The following is a 13,930-nucleotide window of genomic DNA, read 5'->3' on the forward strand; positions in this document are numbered from 1 at the left end:
GGGAGCGCTGCCGTCATGCGCCGGTCACAATCCCCCGGGACAGCCGGGAACCACCCGCCACCGACTAGGATCGACAGTGCGCCCCCCGCTTCCCGTGGGACGCCCCTACCCGGTCTCCCCGACCGGGCACCCGACGACCGACCGACCGGAGGACCCTCCATGCCCCACGCCGTGGCGGGCCTCGCAGCCTTCGTGCAGCGCTATGGCTCCCTGATCCGTGCCATGGCCGACCGCGGCATGACGCGCGGACAGGTGCGGATGCGCTTCCAGCTCCTGTTCCCGGAGGAGTCCACCGTCCTGCTGGACGCGGCGATCGCCGAGCTGGGCCAGCGCTTCCCGCAGGAGTCCACGGCCCCCGAGGTCAACGACGGCGCCGTGGGCGCCGGCGTCTGGCTCGTCATGGCGCAGCACCTGGGCCTCGGCCCCGCCCGCGACTACGCCGCCCTGCACCTCAGCACCGACGTGGTGCGCGACGTCACCGCGCTGCTGGCCGGCGCGGACCCCGACGGCACCCTGACGCAGCGGACCCTGGCGCTCATCGGCGCGGCCCAGCAGCACTGCGCCGAGAAGGCAGCCTGCCGGCCGCTCAGCGCGCACGCCTACGAGCTCGCCCGGCTGAGCCTGTGCACGGACGCGAACTTCCTGTGCGGCATCGCCCACTACTGGCCCGTTCCCGAGCGCGTGGTCGCCCAGCGCCTGGGCGGTGGGCACTGGGACGCGGCCCTCGAGCGGATCGGCCTGCGGGCCGGCACCGAGCCCGCCCACGAGCACGTCTTCACGGAGGACGAGTACGCCGCGGCGGTGACGGCCTTCCTCACCCACTGCCGCAGCGCCGGCCACCACCCCACCACGGCCCGGTACGGCCGCTGGGTGGTCGAGCAGGAGGCCTCCAGCACGCGCCGGCCCTACTTCGACGGCGTCCGGCGGTTCTTCGGCTCCTGGGAGGAGGCCATGCGCTTCGCCTCGACCCGCCAGCCGGCCGGGGAGCCGGTCGGTGAGGGCTTCTCGGACACGCGGACCTGGTCCGACCTGGCCACCCCCGAGGCCCAGGAGATGCTGGGCCGCGCGGGGATCGGCGTGGTCGGCCCCGGCACGGCGGCCGAGGTCGTCGACGAGGACGTGTGGGAGGACCTGCGGCGGCTCATCGCCACCGTGCTCGCCCGGCTGCCCTGGAACGACTTCCTCGTGATCGAGTACGAGCGCTACGACGACCGCTCGGAGGCTCCGGTCGCGTGGGCCGGGGTGGGACCCCACGGCGTGGAGTGCTCCGTGGTTTCCGGCGGCCAGCTGACGCACGCGGCCTGGCCCGTGGACGCCACGTTCTTCCACGAGGACGAGTGGAACGAGCCCTCGGCCTGGAACCAGCCTTGGACGACCGGCCCGCTGGGCTTCCCGGAGGCGGCGCAGAAGCTGGTCGAGGGACTGCGCTTCGGCTGGGGCTGCTCCGATCCCTACCGGTTCCACTGGGGGGTGGGCTCCTTCCCCGCCGAGACGCGGGAGGAGAGCTCCGTGATCGCCCCCGAGGGCCACCGGTGGCCGGCCCCGGACGCCGCGGACAGCATCGACTCCTGACCTCCCGCGCCCCTTCGGTGCACCGAAACGAGGGGCCGGGGCCGCCGGTCTACACTCGTCGGGAAGCGAAGGGGAGTAGTTCCCGGGTGCCGCGCACCCGTCGGTCTGTCGCCATCCCGGTCTCGACGAGGAGTCCCGGCAGCCCACCCGCACCGGCGGGCGAACGAGACCTTCCGGACCACCCCCGTCCCCGGTCGGGCCCCCGCGCGCCGTGCGCCGCGACGGGCCCGAGGAAGGCCCCCATGAGCCCCGAACAGACAGCCCCCTCCCCCGCTCCCGGGCAACGCCCTCCCCGGCCGGGACCGCCGGAGCGCGGCCAGATCCGGCGCTGGCGCAAGTACCTCGCGGAGGAGCGGGCCGAGGCCCGCATCTACCGCCTGCTGGCCGCCCGCAGCACCGGCCGGGAGGCGGAGATCCTGCACCGGGTCGCGGAGGCCGAGCAGCGCCACGCCGAGCACTGGGTGCAGCTGCTCGGCCCGCACGCCGCCACCGACGCCCGCCCGTCCCTGTACTCGCGGCTGCTGATCTTCCTCGCCTCCCACTTCGGCTCCGTCTTCGTCCTGGCCCTGCTCCAGCGCGCCGAGAGCCGCTCGCCCTACGACGGGGAGCAGGACGCGTCCGACGCCATGGCCGCCGACGAGGCGGTGCACGAGGAGATCGTCCGGGCCCTGGCCACCGAGGGCCGGCACAAGCTCTCCGGCAACTTCCGGGCGGCGGTGTTCGGCGCCAACGACGGCCTCGTGTCCAACCTCGCGCTGGTCATGGGCGTGGGCGCCACCGGCACGTCCCCCGCGATGGTGCTCTTCGCCGGGATCGCCGGCCTGCTCGCGGGAGCCCTGTCCATGGGGGCCGGGGAGTTCGTCTCCGTGCGCTCCCAGCGGGAGCTGCTCGACGCCTCCCAGCCGACCCAGGTCACCCTGCACGTCGCCCCGAACCTGGATCTGGACGCCAACGAGCTCGTGCTCATCTACCGTGCCCGGGGCATGAGCGAGGAGGCCGCCGAGCACCGGGCGGCGGAGCGCCTGGGCTTCTTCGAGTGCGACTGCGACCCGTCCCGCTCCTTCCAGGACCCGGCCGAGGACGAGCCCGCGCAGCAGGAGCACGTGGCGCTGGGCACCGACCTGGGGGCCGCGGCGTCCAGCTTCTGCTTCTTCGCCTCGGGGGCCGTCATCCCGATCCTGCCCTACCTCGTGGGACTGACGGGGTTCCCCGCGATGGCCCTGGCGCTCGTGCTGGTCGGCCTCGCCCTGCTGGTGACCGGCGGACTGGTCGGCCTGCTCTCCGGGGCCTCCCCCTGGAAGCGGGGTCTCCGCCAGCTGGCCATCGGCTACGGGGCCGCCCTGGCCACCTACGTCCTGGGCCTGCTCTTCAACACGACCGTGGCCTGAGACGCCACGCTCCCGCCCCGAAGGCCCCTCCTGCCTGTCCCCACTTGAGCGGACAGCGCGGTGCGGGTGCCACGCTGTTCGCTCCGGGCCCGGCGCACGGACGTGCTGGTCAGACGCGAATTGCCGCGGCAGCGCCCGGCCGGGAGCACGGGACGCGGCCCCGCCGCCGCCCGGCGGCGGGGCCGCCGGGCGGCTCCCTGGAGATTTCCTGGGGACACCGGGTGCCGACACGGCGCCGGGTCAGATAAAGTTGCGATCGTGGTGAGAACCACAGCAATGGGGGAAATTGCGCAGGCACGACCGATTCGGACGCACTGGGGGGTGCACCGTCTCCGGCGCCCGCGCTCTGAAAGCCGCTCAGCCCACGGCTCTCCTCTGTTGAGGCGTGCAACGCCTGCCGATGGCCGCGGGTCCTCCGAAGCGAGGCGCATCTCTCCCCGCGCCGGGCGGACTCCTACCGCCCGTTCCCGCGGCCATCGGTCTACACCGCGCCCGCTCGGCACCGAGCCCGTGGCGCCGCTCCCGCCGTCCGGCGCCTCCGGCCGCGCGGGCTAGGATCGTAGGGCCGCACCGGCCGATGCCGTGCCGCGCGGCCCACCACCTGCCCAGCGCCGAGGAGCTCCGCCATGCCCGACCAGGTCCCGGGGACCGTCGAACACGTCCTGACCGTCCACTGCCCCGAGGCCCACGGGCTCGTCAGCGCCATCACGTCGAACCTGACGGAACAGGGCTGCGACATCTTCGACGTCAAGCACTTCTCCGACCGCTTCACCGACGAGTTCTTCATCCGCTGCCACACCGTCAGCGAGGCCGGGACGGCCACCGTGGAGTCCCTGACGGAGGCGTTCGCGCCGGTGGCCGAGCAGCACGACATGCGGTTCCGCCTGGTCTCGGCGCAGCGCAGGACCCGGGTGCTCGTGATGGTCTCCCGGTTCTCGCACTGCCTCACCGACCTGCTCCACCGCACCCGGATCGGCGAGCTGCCCATCGAGATCGTGGCCGTGGTCTCCAACCACCTCGACCACAAGAGCCTCGTCGAGTGGCACGACGTGCCGTTCCACCACGTGCCCGTCACCGCGGAGAACAAACCGCAGGCGGAGGCGAAGCTGCTGGGGCTGGTCGAGCGCTACGACGTCGAGCTCGTGGTGCTGGCCCGCTACATGCAGGTCCTCTCGGACGAGCTGACCCGCGAGCTCTCGGGCCGGTGCATCAACATCCACCACTCGTTCCTGCCCTCGTTCAAGGGCGCCAAGCCCTATCACCAGGCCTACGCGCGGGGCGTGAAGATGGTGGGCGCCACGGCCCACTACGTGACGTCGGACCTGGACGAGGGCCCGATCATCGCCCAGCGCGTCATCCCCGTGGACCACGCCCACACGCCCGCGGACCTGGTGGCGGTTGGCCGCGACGCCGAGATGCAGGCCCTCTCGCGGGCCGTGAAGTGGCACGCCGAGGGACGCGTGGTGCTCTCCGGCAACCGCACCATCGTCCTGGTCTGACCGTGCGGCCGGCGCCGCGGCCGGTGGCGTCCCGGCCCGGCCGCGGCGCCGGCCGGGCCGGCCACCGGTCCTATCCGGCGCTGCGCACCGGGTCAGCGGCCACCCGCACCGGGACGCCGGTGCGCAGCGACTCCTGCGCGGCGTCGGCCACCCGCGCGGCGGCCACGGCGTCCTCCGGGGGGCACGGGTTGGGCCGGCGGCCCAGGACGAGCTCCACGAAGGCGACCATCTCCGCCCGGTAGGCCGGGGCGAAGCGCTCCGCGAAGGTCCGGTGCGGGGCGCCCGCGGGGAAGCTCACGCCCGGTTCGGCCGAGCGCACCGCGGTCCGGTCGTCCAGGCCCACGGCCAGCGAGGCCCGGGACCCCTGGATCTCCAGGCGCACGTCGTGGCCCGCTCCGTTGTACCGGCCGGCCGAGACCGTGCCCACGGTGCCGTCGTCGAAGGTCACCACGGCGAGCGCCGTGTCCACGTCCCCGGCGGCCCCGATGGCGGGATCACCGTTGTTGGAGCCCTTCGCGTAGACCTCCACGATCTCGCGGCCGGTCAGCCAGCGCAGGATGTCGAAGTCGTGCACGGAGCAGTCGCGGAACAGCCCGCCCGACGCGGCGAGGAACTCCACCGGGGGCGGGGTCATGTCGCAGGTCACGGCGCGCAGGGAGTGGATCCAGCCCAGCTCGCCGGCCGCGAGGGCCTCCCGGGCGCGCAGGTAGCCCGCGTCGAAGCGGCGCTGGTGGCCGATCTGCACGGTCCCGCCCGCCGCCCGGACGTGCTCGAGCACCGGCAGCGAGTCCGCCACGTCCAGGGCCACGGGCTTCTCGCAGAACACCGGCACGCCCGCGTCCACGCCGGCCCGGATCAGCCCCGGATGGGTCGCCGTCCCGGTGGCCACGACCAGTCCGTCCACCCCGGACGCCAGCAGCTCCGCCACGGAGGGCAGGAACCGGGCCCCCAGCCGCTCGGCCACCGACCGGGCGTGCGCGGCGGCGACGTCCGTCAGCACCAGCCGGACGTCGATCCCCCGCGGGTTCAGCTCCTGGTTGAGGGCGGCGAGGTTCTCGGCGTGCATGACGCCGATGCGGCCGACGCCGACGAGTCCGAGGGTGATCTGCTCCATGGTGCTCCTTCGCGCAGGGCTGAGGCCCGGGTCCGGTGCCGGGCGCTGGATGGGGAGGAGGGGCGGCCGGCCGGGCCGGGCAGGGCGTCCCCCCGGTCCCGCCCCCAGCCTGGGTGACACCAGTCACAGGTGTCAATACAATGTATGGACATATTCACATCTCCCCGGACACAATGGACAGCAGCGCCATCCGTCCCCGCCCGGCCCACCCCTGGAGGCACACCATGTCCGGCCCACTCCGTCTCACGGTCGACAAGTCCTCCCCCGTCCCGCTCTACCACCAGGTGGCGCAGGGGCTCGAGGACGCGATCCGCAGCGGAGAGCTCCCGCCCGGGACGAAGCTCGACAACGAGATCGACCTGGCGAACAGCCTCAACCTCTCCCGCCCCACCATGCGCAAGGCGATGGACCAGCTGGTGCGCGCCGGGCTGCTGGTGCGCAAGCGCGGGGTGGGCACGCAGGTGGTGGGCACCCAGGTGCGCCGTTCCCTCGAGCTGACGAGCCTGCACGAGGATCTCCGGCGCAGCGGCAGCGCGCCCAGCACCGACGTGCTGGACTTCGCCGTGGTGCCCGCCGACGAGGAGGTGGCCCTGCTGCTGGGGATGCAGCCCGGGGACGAGGTCTACCACCTCGTGCGGCTGCGCTGCACGGACGGGGAACCGCTCGCGCTCATGGAGAACTGGATCCCGCGCGCGCTGTGCGAGCTCAGCCGGGACCGGCTGGCCGAGGAGGGGCTCTACTCCCTCATGCGCGGTCAGGGCGTCAACTTCCAGCTGGCCCACCAGCGGGTGGGCGCCGTCTCGGCCGACGCGTTCCAGGCGGAGCAGCTGCGCGTCGACCCCGGTGCCGCGCTGGTCAGCATGCACCGCACCGCCATGGACGATCTGGGCCGCCCCGTGGAGACCGGCCGGCACGTGTACCGGGCGGACAAGTACACCTTCGAGCTGACCCTCGTCCAGCGCTAGGCCCCCGCCCGGGCTCCGCACGCCCCGGATCCCGCCGCCCCGACCCGCGGCTCCGCCACGAGCTCGGCCACCAGCTCGGCCACGCCCGCACTGCCCCGAGCACGGGACGACCGGCACCGCCCGATCGGCACCGTCCGACCATCACCCGACCAGCACCGACCAGCACCGACCAGCACCGACCAGCACCGACCAGCACCGACCGACGACACCGGAGGACACCGACCGCATGCGCACCGACAGCTCCCGCCCCGAATGGGTCCACCCCAAGGACTCCGCCGCCCAGGACGGGTGGTTCGTCTCCCTCGGCGGCCACGACTCCGCCACCGAGGTCCCCGGCTGGGCCCACACGGGCCTGCGCGTGGCCGACCTCGGCCCGGGCGACCGGATCTCCCTGGACGCCGCCGAGGAGGAGCGCATCGTGGTGCCCCTGGCCGGCAGCTTCACCGCCGAGACCGGTGGTGGGACCTACGACCTCGCCGGGCGCCCGTCCGTCTTCGCGGGCCCCACCGACGTCCTCTACACCGGGATCCGCCGGGACCTGACCGTGTCCACCGCGACCGGCGGCCGGGTGGCCGTGGCCTCCGCCCCCGCGCGCGAGGAGTACCCGACCCGGCTGGTGACCCGCGAGGAGATCCCGGTGGAGCTGCGCGGGGCGGGCAGCTGCTCCCGGCAGGTGCACAACTTCGGCACGCCCGCGGCGCTGGAGGCCGACCGGTTCATCGTGTGCGAGGTGCTCACCCCAGCGGGCAACTGGTCCTCCTATCCCCCGCACAAGCACGACGAGGAGAAGGACGGGGAGACGGCCCTCGAGGAGATCTACTACTTCGAGACGCAGCTCGCCGCCGGCATGCCCGCCCCGGAGGACGGCGGCCCGGACCCCATGGGCTACCAGCGGGTCTACGCCTCCGACGACCGGCCCATCGACGTGGCCGCGGAGGTGCGCTCGGGCGACGTCGTCCTGGTGCCCTACGGCTGGCACGGCCCGGCCATGGCGACCCCCGGCTACGACATGTACTACCTCAACGTCATGGCCGGCCCGGGCCGGGTGCGCGAGTGGCTGATCAGCGACGACCCGCACCACGGCTGGATCCGCCGGACCTGGGACGAGGCGGCGATCGACCCGCGCCTGCCCTTCGGCCGCTGAGCACGTCCGCGCCGCCGCCTCCGGGCGGGCGGCCCCGGAGGGGCCCGGTGGAGGAGGAGCCCGCCCGGCCGTGGAGCCGCCGGCTCGCGGTGCTCGTGGCGACGGTGCTGTTCATGGAACACCTCGACGGCACGATCCTCGTGACGGCGGCTCCGCGCATCGCGGCCGACCTCGGCGTGGGCAGCGCCGAGGTGGGTCTCGCGATGACCGTCTACCTCGTCACGGTGGCCACCTTCATCCCCGTGGGCGGGTGGCTGGCCGGCCGCTTCGGGGCCCGGCGGGTGTTCTGCACCGCCATCGCCGTCTTCACCCTGGCCTCCGTCCTGTGCGCGGCCAGCGCGAGCCTGCCGGCCCTCGTGGCCGGACGGGCCCTGCAGGGTCTGGGCGGGGCCCTGATGGTCCCGATCGGGCAGCTCGTGGTGCTGCGGGCCACGGACCGGCGGGACCTGCTGCGGGCGATCGCCTGGATCACGTGGCCGGCGCTGCTCGCGCCCGTGCTGGCCCCGCTCCTGGGCGGGCTGCTGACCTCCTGGGCGAGCTGGCACTGGATCTTCCTGGTCAACGTCCCGGTGGGGGCGGCGGCCCTGGCCGCGGCGCTGTGGCTCGTCCGGGACGGGGAGACCGAGCGGCGGCCCCTGGACGCGCCCGGCCTGCTGTGGGCCACGGTCACCGTGTTCGGGCTGGTGGCCGGTCTGCAGCTCGTCGCGGCCCCGGGGTGGGCCCCCGCCGGGGCGGGGCTGCTGTGCGCGGCCGCGCTCAGCGGGGTCGCAGCCGTCCGGTGGCTGCTGCGCAGCGCGTACCCCCTGCTGGACCTGCGGGTCTACCGGATCGCCGGCTACCGGGCGGCGAACTCCGGCGGTCTCGTCTACCGCGCGGTCGTCAGCTCGGTCCCGTTCCTCCTGCCGCTGCTGTTCCAGGACGGCTTCGGCCGCTCGCCCGTGGAGTCGGGGCTGCTGGTCACCGCGGTGTTCCTCGGCAACGTGGGCATCAAGCCGGCCACCACACCGCTGCTGCGCCGGTTCGGGTTCCGCGCCGTCCTCCTCGGCTCCGTGGCCGGTGGTGCCACCTGCCTCGCGGCGTTCCTGCTCCTCACCCCCGCGACGCCCCTGGGGCTCGTGACCGCCCTGCTGCTGCTCAGCGGGGCGCTGCGCTCGATCGGCTTCACCGCCTACAACTCCCTGCAGTTCGCCGACGTGGAGGCGGAGCAGCTCTCCTCGGCCAACACCCTGTCCGCCACCGGCGCGCAGCTGGCCACCGGTCTGGGGATCGCCGTAGGGGCGCTGGTCCTGCAGCTGGCCACGAGTGCGGCGCCGGCCCTGCCCGCGGCCGGCGACCTGTTCCCGTACCGGGTGGCCCTCGCCGTCATGGCGGTCCTGCTCCTGGTGCCCCTGCTCGGTGCGCTGCGGCTGCCGCCGGGGACCGCCGCGCACGTCGCCGGGCGGCGGTCCCGGACGGCGGCGTCCCGGCGCTCGGGCTGACGGCGGGCCGTGGCCCTCTGCCCGCCGCGGCACCGGCGGCACCGGCACGCGGGATGCCCCTCCGCCGGGCCGCACGCGGTGGTCCCCGGACGCAGCAGAGCCCCCTCCACCACGGAGGGGGCTCTGCCACGGGATGCCCGGCCACGGGGTGCTCCGCGGTGGCGAGGACCGGATCAGCCCAGCACGCCCGCCATCCGGGCGGCCTCCTGCAGGACGCCGGCGGCGACCTCCAGGCCCTCGATCCGGCCGAGGGAGACGTCCTCGTGCTCGATGTTGACGGCCATGTCCGGGTCGACCTCGTGCAGGGCGGTGAGGAACTGCGCCCAGTACGCGGTGTCGTGGCCGCGCCCCAGGGCCACGAAGTCCCACGCGGAGTTCGTCGGCCACTCGTTGGCCCACTCGTCGCCGCCGAGGTTCGTGCGGTCCTCCTCGGGGGAGAGCCGGCGGAAGCTGTTGTCCAGCACCCCGTAGAGCGCGGCGTTCTCCCTGTTGATCCGCACGTCCTTGGCGGCCGCGTGGAAGACCAGAGGGCCGAGCTCGCGCACCACGGCGACGGGGTCCATCTGCTGCCAGAACAGGTGCGAGGCGTCGAGCTCCACCCCCACGTGGGTGGCCCCGGTCAGCTCGATCAGCCGGCGAACGTCGGCGGTGTTGAACACGACGTTCTGCGGGTGCAGCTCCAGGGCCACCTTGACGCCGTGGTCGGCGGCCATCCGGTCGGTCTCCCGCCAGAAGTCGGCGACGATGCCCCACTGGTGGTCCAGCACGTCCAGGGCCGCCGAGTTCCAGGCGTTGACGACCCAGTTCGGCACCGTGGCCCCGGGCTCGCCGCCGGGCAGCCCGGACATGGTGACCACCCGGTCCTGGCCCAGCCGCTCGGCCAGCCGGATGGAGCGGCGGACGTCCTCGGCGTGCCTCTGCCCGATCTCCGGCTTGGGGTGCAGCGGATTGCCGTTGCAGTTGAGCCCGGCGATCGAGACCCCGGTGCCCTCGAAGAGGCCCAGGTAGTCGTCGCGGGCGGCGTCGCTCTCCAGGATCCGGTCCATGTCGGGGACGTGCACGGCCGGGAGGAACCCACCGGTGTTGATCTCGAGGCCCGTCAGGCCGAGGTCCGCGACGACCTTCAGGGCCTCGGGCAGAGGGCGGTCGTGCAGGATCGCGTTGTAGACGCCGAGCTTCACAGGACGACCTTCTTCCCGTGGTGGGCGGCCGACTCCACGGCGGCCTCCAGGATCTCCATGTTGTGCACGCCGTCGGCGAAGGAGGCGTTGCGCGGCAGCGCGACGGACTCGTCGAGACCGGCGACCTCCTCCAGGAAGGCGCGGGCCTGGTAGCCGAAGGCGTCGTTCTGGCCGAAGCCGACCCCCGGGGCGTCCATGGCCAGGCCGGCGCCCAGATAGGCGTGGCCGGGGCCGAGGTTGACGGTGCGGTAGCCGTTGGTGGCCTCGGGGCCCTCGTGCAGGAACAGCTCGATCTCGGCCGGGCGGAGCTGGTTGAACCGGGCCGCGCCCTTCTCGCAGAACACCTCGAACGTCAGGGTGTTGGGGTGCCCGGCCGCCACCCGGGAGACCTCCAGGCTGCCGGCGCCCTGGGCGAACTCGGCGGAGAAGGCGGCGTAGTCGTCGTTCTCCACCGGCTCGTACTCGTCGCCGACCTCCACCAGGTGGTGGCCGGTCACGCTACCCAGCGGCAGCGGCCGCTCGGGGATCGTGGTGGTCAGCCGGCCGCCGGCCACGGAGCGGATGTCGCCGCAGAGGAACTCCGCGACGTAGGAGAGGTGGCTGCCGATGTCGGCCAGGGCGCCGGTGCCGGGCCCGCCCTTGTAGCGCCAGCTCATGGGGGCCTTGGGGCTGCACCCGTAGTCGGTCCAGTAGCGGCCGCTGAAGTGCAGGACCTTGCCCAGGGTGCCGTCCTGGATCAGGTCGCGGACCGCGGCGATGCCGGGGGTGCGGCGGAAGGTGAAGCCGATCCGGGCGACCGTGTCCGCCCGCTCGGCGGCAGCAGCCATGGCGCGGGCGTCGTCGAGGGTGTCGCTGAGCGGCTTCTCGCACAGCACGTGCTTGCCGGCCGCCAGCAGCCCTTCGACGACCTGGCGGTGGAACCGGTTGGCGACCACGACGCTGACCACGTCGACGGCAGGGTCCTCGGCGACCGCCTCCCAGGAGCCGACCGCGCTCTCGTAGCCGTAGCGGCGGGCCACGTGGCCGCCGAGCTGCTCGTTGACGTCGCCGATGGCCACGTAGCGCAGCGGGGGCAGGACGGGGTCGTAGAGCGTGGGGGCCACGCGGTAGGCGGCCGCGTGGGCCTGGCCGGCCATGCCGGCACCGATGACGGCGACGCCGATGCTGTCGGGCACTGGTCTCTCCTGACGGGTCGAACGGATACGGGTGGCGCTGCGGAGAAGGGGACGGCCGGAACCGGACCCGATTTTGGAGCGCTCCAACGAGCGTAGGGGCGGCCGGTGAGCACGGTCAAGAGATATGTCAGGACAATTCCCGGCGGATAATGGGGCCATGAGCTCCCGCCCGCACCGCGCCCCGACCATCTACGACGTCGCCCAGGCGGCCGGCGTCTCGAAGTCGCTGGTCTCCCTGGTCCTGCGCGGGTCCCCCAGCGTGTCGGAGGCCCGGCGCACGGCGGTGCTCGAGGCCATGGCGCGGCTGGACTACCGGCCCAGCCAGGCGGCCTCCGCCCTGGCCGGGGCCACCACGCGCACGATCGGCGTGCTGATCGACGACTACCGCAACCTGTGGTTCGTGGAGCTGCTGCGCGGGCTGCAGGAGGGCCTGGCGGAGCACGGGTTCCGGATCGCCGTGGCCGACCACACGCTCAACGCCCACGTGGAGGCGAGCCCGCTGGACGGCTTCCTGTCGATGCGCGTCGACGGGCTGGTCATCGCCACCGAGCCGAGCGCGGCCATGCGCGTGCCGGAGGGGCTGCCCGTCGTCGTCGCGGGCCACCGGCAGGGCGTGGTCCCCGGCGCCGACGTCGTCGCGAACGACGACCGGCTGGGGGCCCGCAGGGCGACGGAGCACCTGCTCGGACTCGGCCACCGAAGGATCGGCCACCTCACCGGCGGTGGCGGGGCGGCACGCCTGCGGGCGGAGGGCTTCGCGGAGGCGATGTCCGCGGCCGGTCCGGCCCCGCGGACCGTTCCCGGGACCGGGGCGACCACCGAGGAGGACGGCTACGTGGCCGCGGCGCGGCTGCTGGACGAGGCGCCGGAGACCACCGCGGTGTTCGCCGCGAACGACACCATGGCCATGGGCGCGCTGGCGGCGGCCCGCGAGCGCGGGCTGCGCGTGCCGCAGGACCTCTCCGTGATCGGCTACGACGACTCCCCCATCGCCTCCACCCACCTCCTGGAGCTGACCACGGTCGACAGCCGCAACGCCCGGATCGGGGCGATGGCCGCCGAGCGGCTCATGGCGCGGATCGCCGGGGCCGGGGGTCCTCCGGGGTGCTCCCTCCTGCGCCCGGAGCTGGTCGTCCGGGCCTCCACGGCCCCGCCCCGCCCCGGGGCCTGAGCGGGCCCGCAGGAGCGGACGGCAGGACCCGCCCCCGCACGCGCGGGGGCGGGTCCTGCGGTGCCGGGGACCGCCGGGCGGCTCCCGGCACCGTGGCGCCGGTCGTCAGCGGGTGGCGCCGGCCGGCACGCCGGCGCCGTAGAGCTCCGGCTTGGGCTGGAGCTGCACGGGGACGATCTCCCCGCTGGCCTGCGCCCGGACGCCGGCCTCGCAGCACGCCGCCGTGGCGTAGCCGTCCCAGGCCGAGGGCCCGCCGATTCCCCCGCGGGCGGCCGCGTCGACCCAGGACTGGATCTCGCGGTCGTAGGCCTCGACGAAGCGCTCCTCGAAGCCGGGGGTGACGAGCCCGCCCCAGGTGCCGGCGGTGCGGACGTAGGGCTCCTGGTCGCCGCCGATGCCGACGATGCCCGTCTCGAAGGACGCCTGCGTGGCGACCTGGTAGCCGAACTGGGCGTTGACGTAGACCTCCACCTGGGCCAGGATCCCGGACTCGGTCTCCAGGAGCACGAGCTGCGGGTCGCGCTGGCCCGCGGGCGCGTTGCGGGTGGAGCGGCCGATCCGGACCTGCACGGAGGTGATCTCCTCGCCGGTGAAGAACCGCACGGCGTCGAACTCGTGGACCACCGAGTCGTTGATGATCATCTCGTTGGTGAACCCGGCCGGGGTGGTGGGGTTGCGGTGCTGGTGGTGCAGGGTGAGCAGCTCGCCGTAGGTCTTCTCCTCGATCATCCGGCGCAGGCTCTGGTAGCCGGCGTCGAAGCGGCGCATGAAGCCGACCTGGACCAGCTGCCGGCCCGCGGCGACCTCCGCCTGGACCACGTGCCAGGAGGACTCGGCGTCCGGGGTGAGCGGCTTCTCGCACAGGGTGGGCAGGCCGTGCTCGATGACGGGCAGCAGCACCTGCTCGTGCAGGAAGCCGGGGGTCGCGATGAGGACGGCGTCGACGGCGTCCCGGTCCAGGACCTCCTGCAGGTCCGTGTAGGCCACGGCGCCGGGGATGTGGGCCACGGCGGCCTCGGCGCGGGGCTTGTCGATGTCGACGACGGCGGCGACCTCGGCGCCGTTGATCCGTCGGTGGAGGCGCTCGATGTGGTCGGCGCCCATGCGTCCTGCGCCGACGACGGCGACGCGCAGCGGGGTGTTCATGGTCGGTCTCCTTCATCTGCCCCGGTGGGGCACGGGTGGTTCGGGACCGCGCTCCCGCCGGTGCGGGACCGGCGGGAGCGCGGGGACGGGGTGCGGG

Annotated in this window: 11 protein-coding genes; 7 read left to right on the forward strand and 4 right to left on the reverse strand. The window is 74.1% G+C overall.

Annotated features, from left to right (window positions below):
• The first annotated feature begins 159 nt into the window (after nucleotides 1–159).
• The 3 genes from GMA12_RS05275 to purU all read left to right on the forward strand — a co-directional run bounded on the left by GMA12_RS05275 (nucleotide 160) and on the right by purU (nucleotide 4,459).
• Nucleotides 160–1,572 (forward strand): TY-Chap domain-containing protein, encoded by a 1,413-nt coding sequence (locus GMA12_RS05275; RefSeq protein WP_156267858.1) that lies wholly within the window; start codon nucleotides 160–162, stop codon nucleotides 1,570–1,572.
• A gap of 242 nt (nucleotides 1,573–1,814) precedes the next feature.
• On the forward strand, nucleotides 1,815–2,960 hold the full coding sequence (locus GMA12_RS05280; RefSeq protein WP_156267860.1) for a VIT1/CCC1 transporter family protein: 1,146 nt from the start codon (nucleotides 1,815–1,817) through the stop codon (nucleotides 2,958–2,960).
• Nucleotides 2,961–3,586: 626 nt separating this feature from the next.
• On the forward strand, nucleotides 3,587–4,459 hold the full coding sequence (gene purU / locus GMA12_RS05285) for a formyltetrahydrofolate deformylase (RefSeq protein ID WP_156267862.1): 873 nt from the start codon (nucleotides 3,587–3,589) through the stop codon (nucleotides 4,457–4,459).
• 70 nt (nucleotides 4,460–4,529) lie between these two features.
• Here the strand turns inward: purU and GMA12_RS05290 are convergent, their stop codons facing one another.
• Entirely contained in the window at nucleotides 4,530–5,573 is a 1,044-nt protein-coding gene (locus GMA12_RS05290; protein ID WP_156267864.1) for a Gfo/Idh/MocA family oxidoreductase, read from the reverse strand.
• Nucleotides 5,574–5,797: 224 nt separating this feature from the next.
• Between GMA12_RS05290 and GMA12_RS05295 the strand changes: the two genes are divergently transcribed.
• The 3 genes from GMA12_RS05295 to GMA12_RS05305 all read left to right on the forward strand — a co-directional run bounded on the left by GMA12_RS05295 (nucleotide 5,798) and on the right by GMA12_RS05305 (nucleotide 9,160).
• Nucleotides 5,798–6,538 carry a GntR family transcriptional regulator gene (locus tag GMA12_RS05295; RefSeq protein WP_156267866.1) on the forward strand — a complete coding sequence of 247 codons (741 nt, stop codon included), beginning with the start codon at nucleotides 5,798–5,800 and terminating at the stop codon, nucleotides 6,536–6,538.
• Between the two features lie 226 nt (nucleotides 6,539–6,764).
• The gene (gene iolB, locus GMA12_RS05300; RefSeq protein ID WP_156267868.1) at nucleotides 6,765–7,682 is read left to right on the forward strand and encodes a 5-deoxy-glucuronate isomerase; all 918 of its coding nucleotides are present in this window, start codon (nucleotides 6,765–6,767) and stop codon (nucleotides 7,680–7,682) included.
• Between the two features lie 47 nt (nucleotides 7,683–7,729).
• Nucleotides 7,730–9,160: an MFS transporter gene (locus GMA12_RS05305; protein ID WP_370830312.1), complete on the forward strand. Its 1,431-nt coding sequence runs from the start codon at nucleotides 7,730–7,732 to the stop codon at nucleotides 9,158–9,160.
• Between the two features lie 173 nt (nucleotides 9,161–9,333).
• On the opposite strand, the gene GMA12_RS05310 is transcribed toward GMA12_RS05305, so the two are convergent.
• Both GMA12_RS05310 and GMA12_RS05315 read right to left on the reverse strand, forming a co-directional pair.
• Nucleotides 9,334–10,341 carry a sugar phosphate isomerase/epimerase family protein gene (locus tag GMA12_RS05310; protein WP_162459500.1) on the reverse strand — a complete coding sequence of 336 codons (1,008 nt, stop codon included), beginning with the start codon at nucleotides 10,339–10,341 and terminating at the stop codon, nucleotides 9,334–9,336.
• Nucleotides 10,338–11,516: a Gfo/Idh/MocA family protein gene (locus GMA12_RS05315; protein ID WP_370830316.1), complete on the reverse strand. Its 1,179-nt coding sequence runs from the start codon at nucleotides 11,514–11,516 to the stop codon at nucleotides 10,338–10,340. Before GMA12_RS05315 ends, GMA12_RS05310 begins: the two co-directional genes overlap by 4 nt.
• 157 nt (nucleotides 11,517–11,673) lie before the next feature.
• Between GMA12_RS05315 and GMA12_RS05320 the strand changes: the two genes are divergently transcribed.
• Nucleotides 11,674–12,687 carry a LacI family DNA-binding transcriptional regulator gene (locus GMA12_RS05320; protein ID WP_156267872.1) on the forward strand — a complete coding sequence of 338 codons (1,014 nt, stop codon included), beginning with the start codon at nucleotides 11,674–11,676 and terminating at the stop codon, nucleotides 12,685–12,687.
• 105 nt (nucleotides 12,688–12,792) lie between these two features.
• Here the strand turns inward: GMA12_RS05320 and GMA12_RS05325 are convergent, their stop codons facing one another.
• Nucleotides 12,793–13,833 carry a Gfo/Idh/MocA family protein gene (locus GMA12_RS05325; protein ID WP_156267874.1) on the reverse strand — a complete coding sequence of 347 codons (1,041 nt, stop codon included), beginning with the start codon at nucleotides 13,831–13,833 and terminating at the stop codon, nucleotides 12,793–12,795.
• Nucleotides 13,834–13,930 lie beyond the last annotated feature (97 nt).

This window comes from Kocuria sediminis, assembly GCF_009735315.1.
Taxonomy (GTDB): domain Bacteria; phylum Actinomycetota; class Actinomycetes; order Actinomycetales; family Micrococcaceae; genus Kocuria; species Kocuria turfanensis.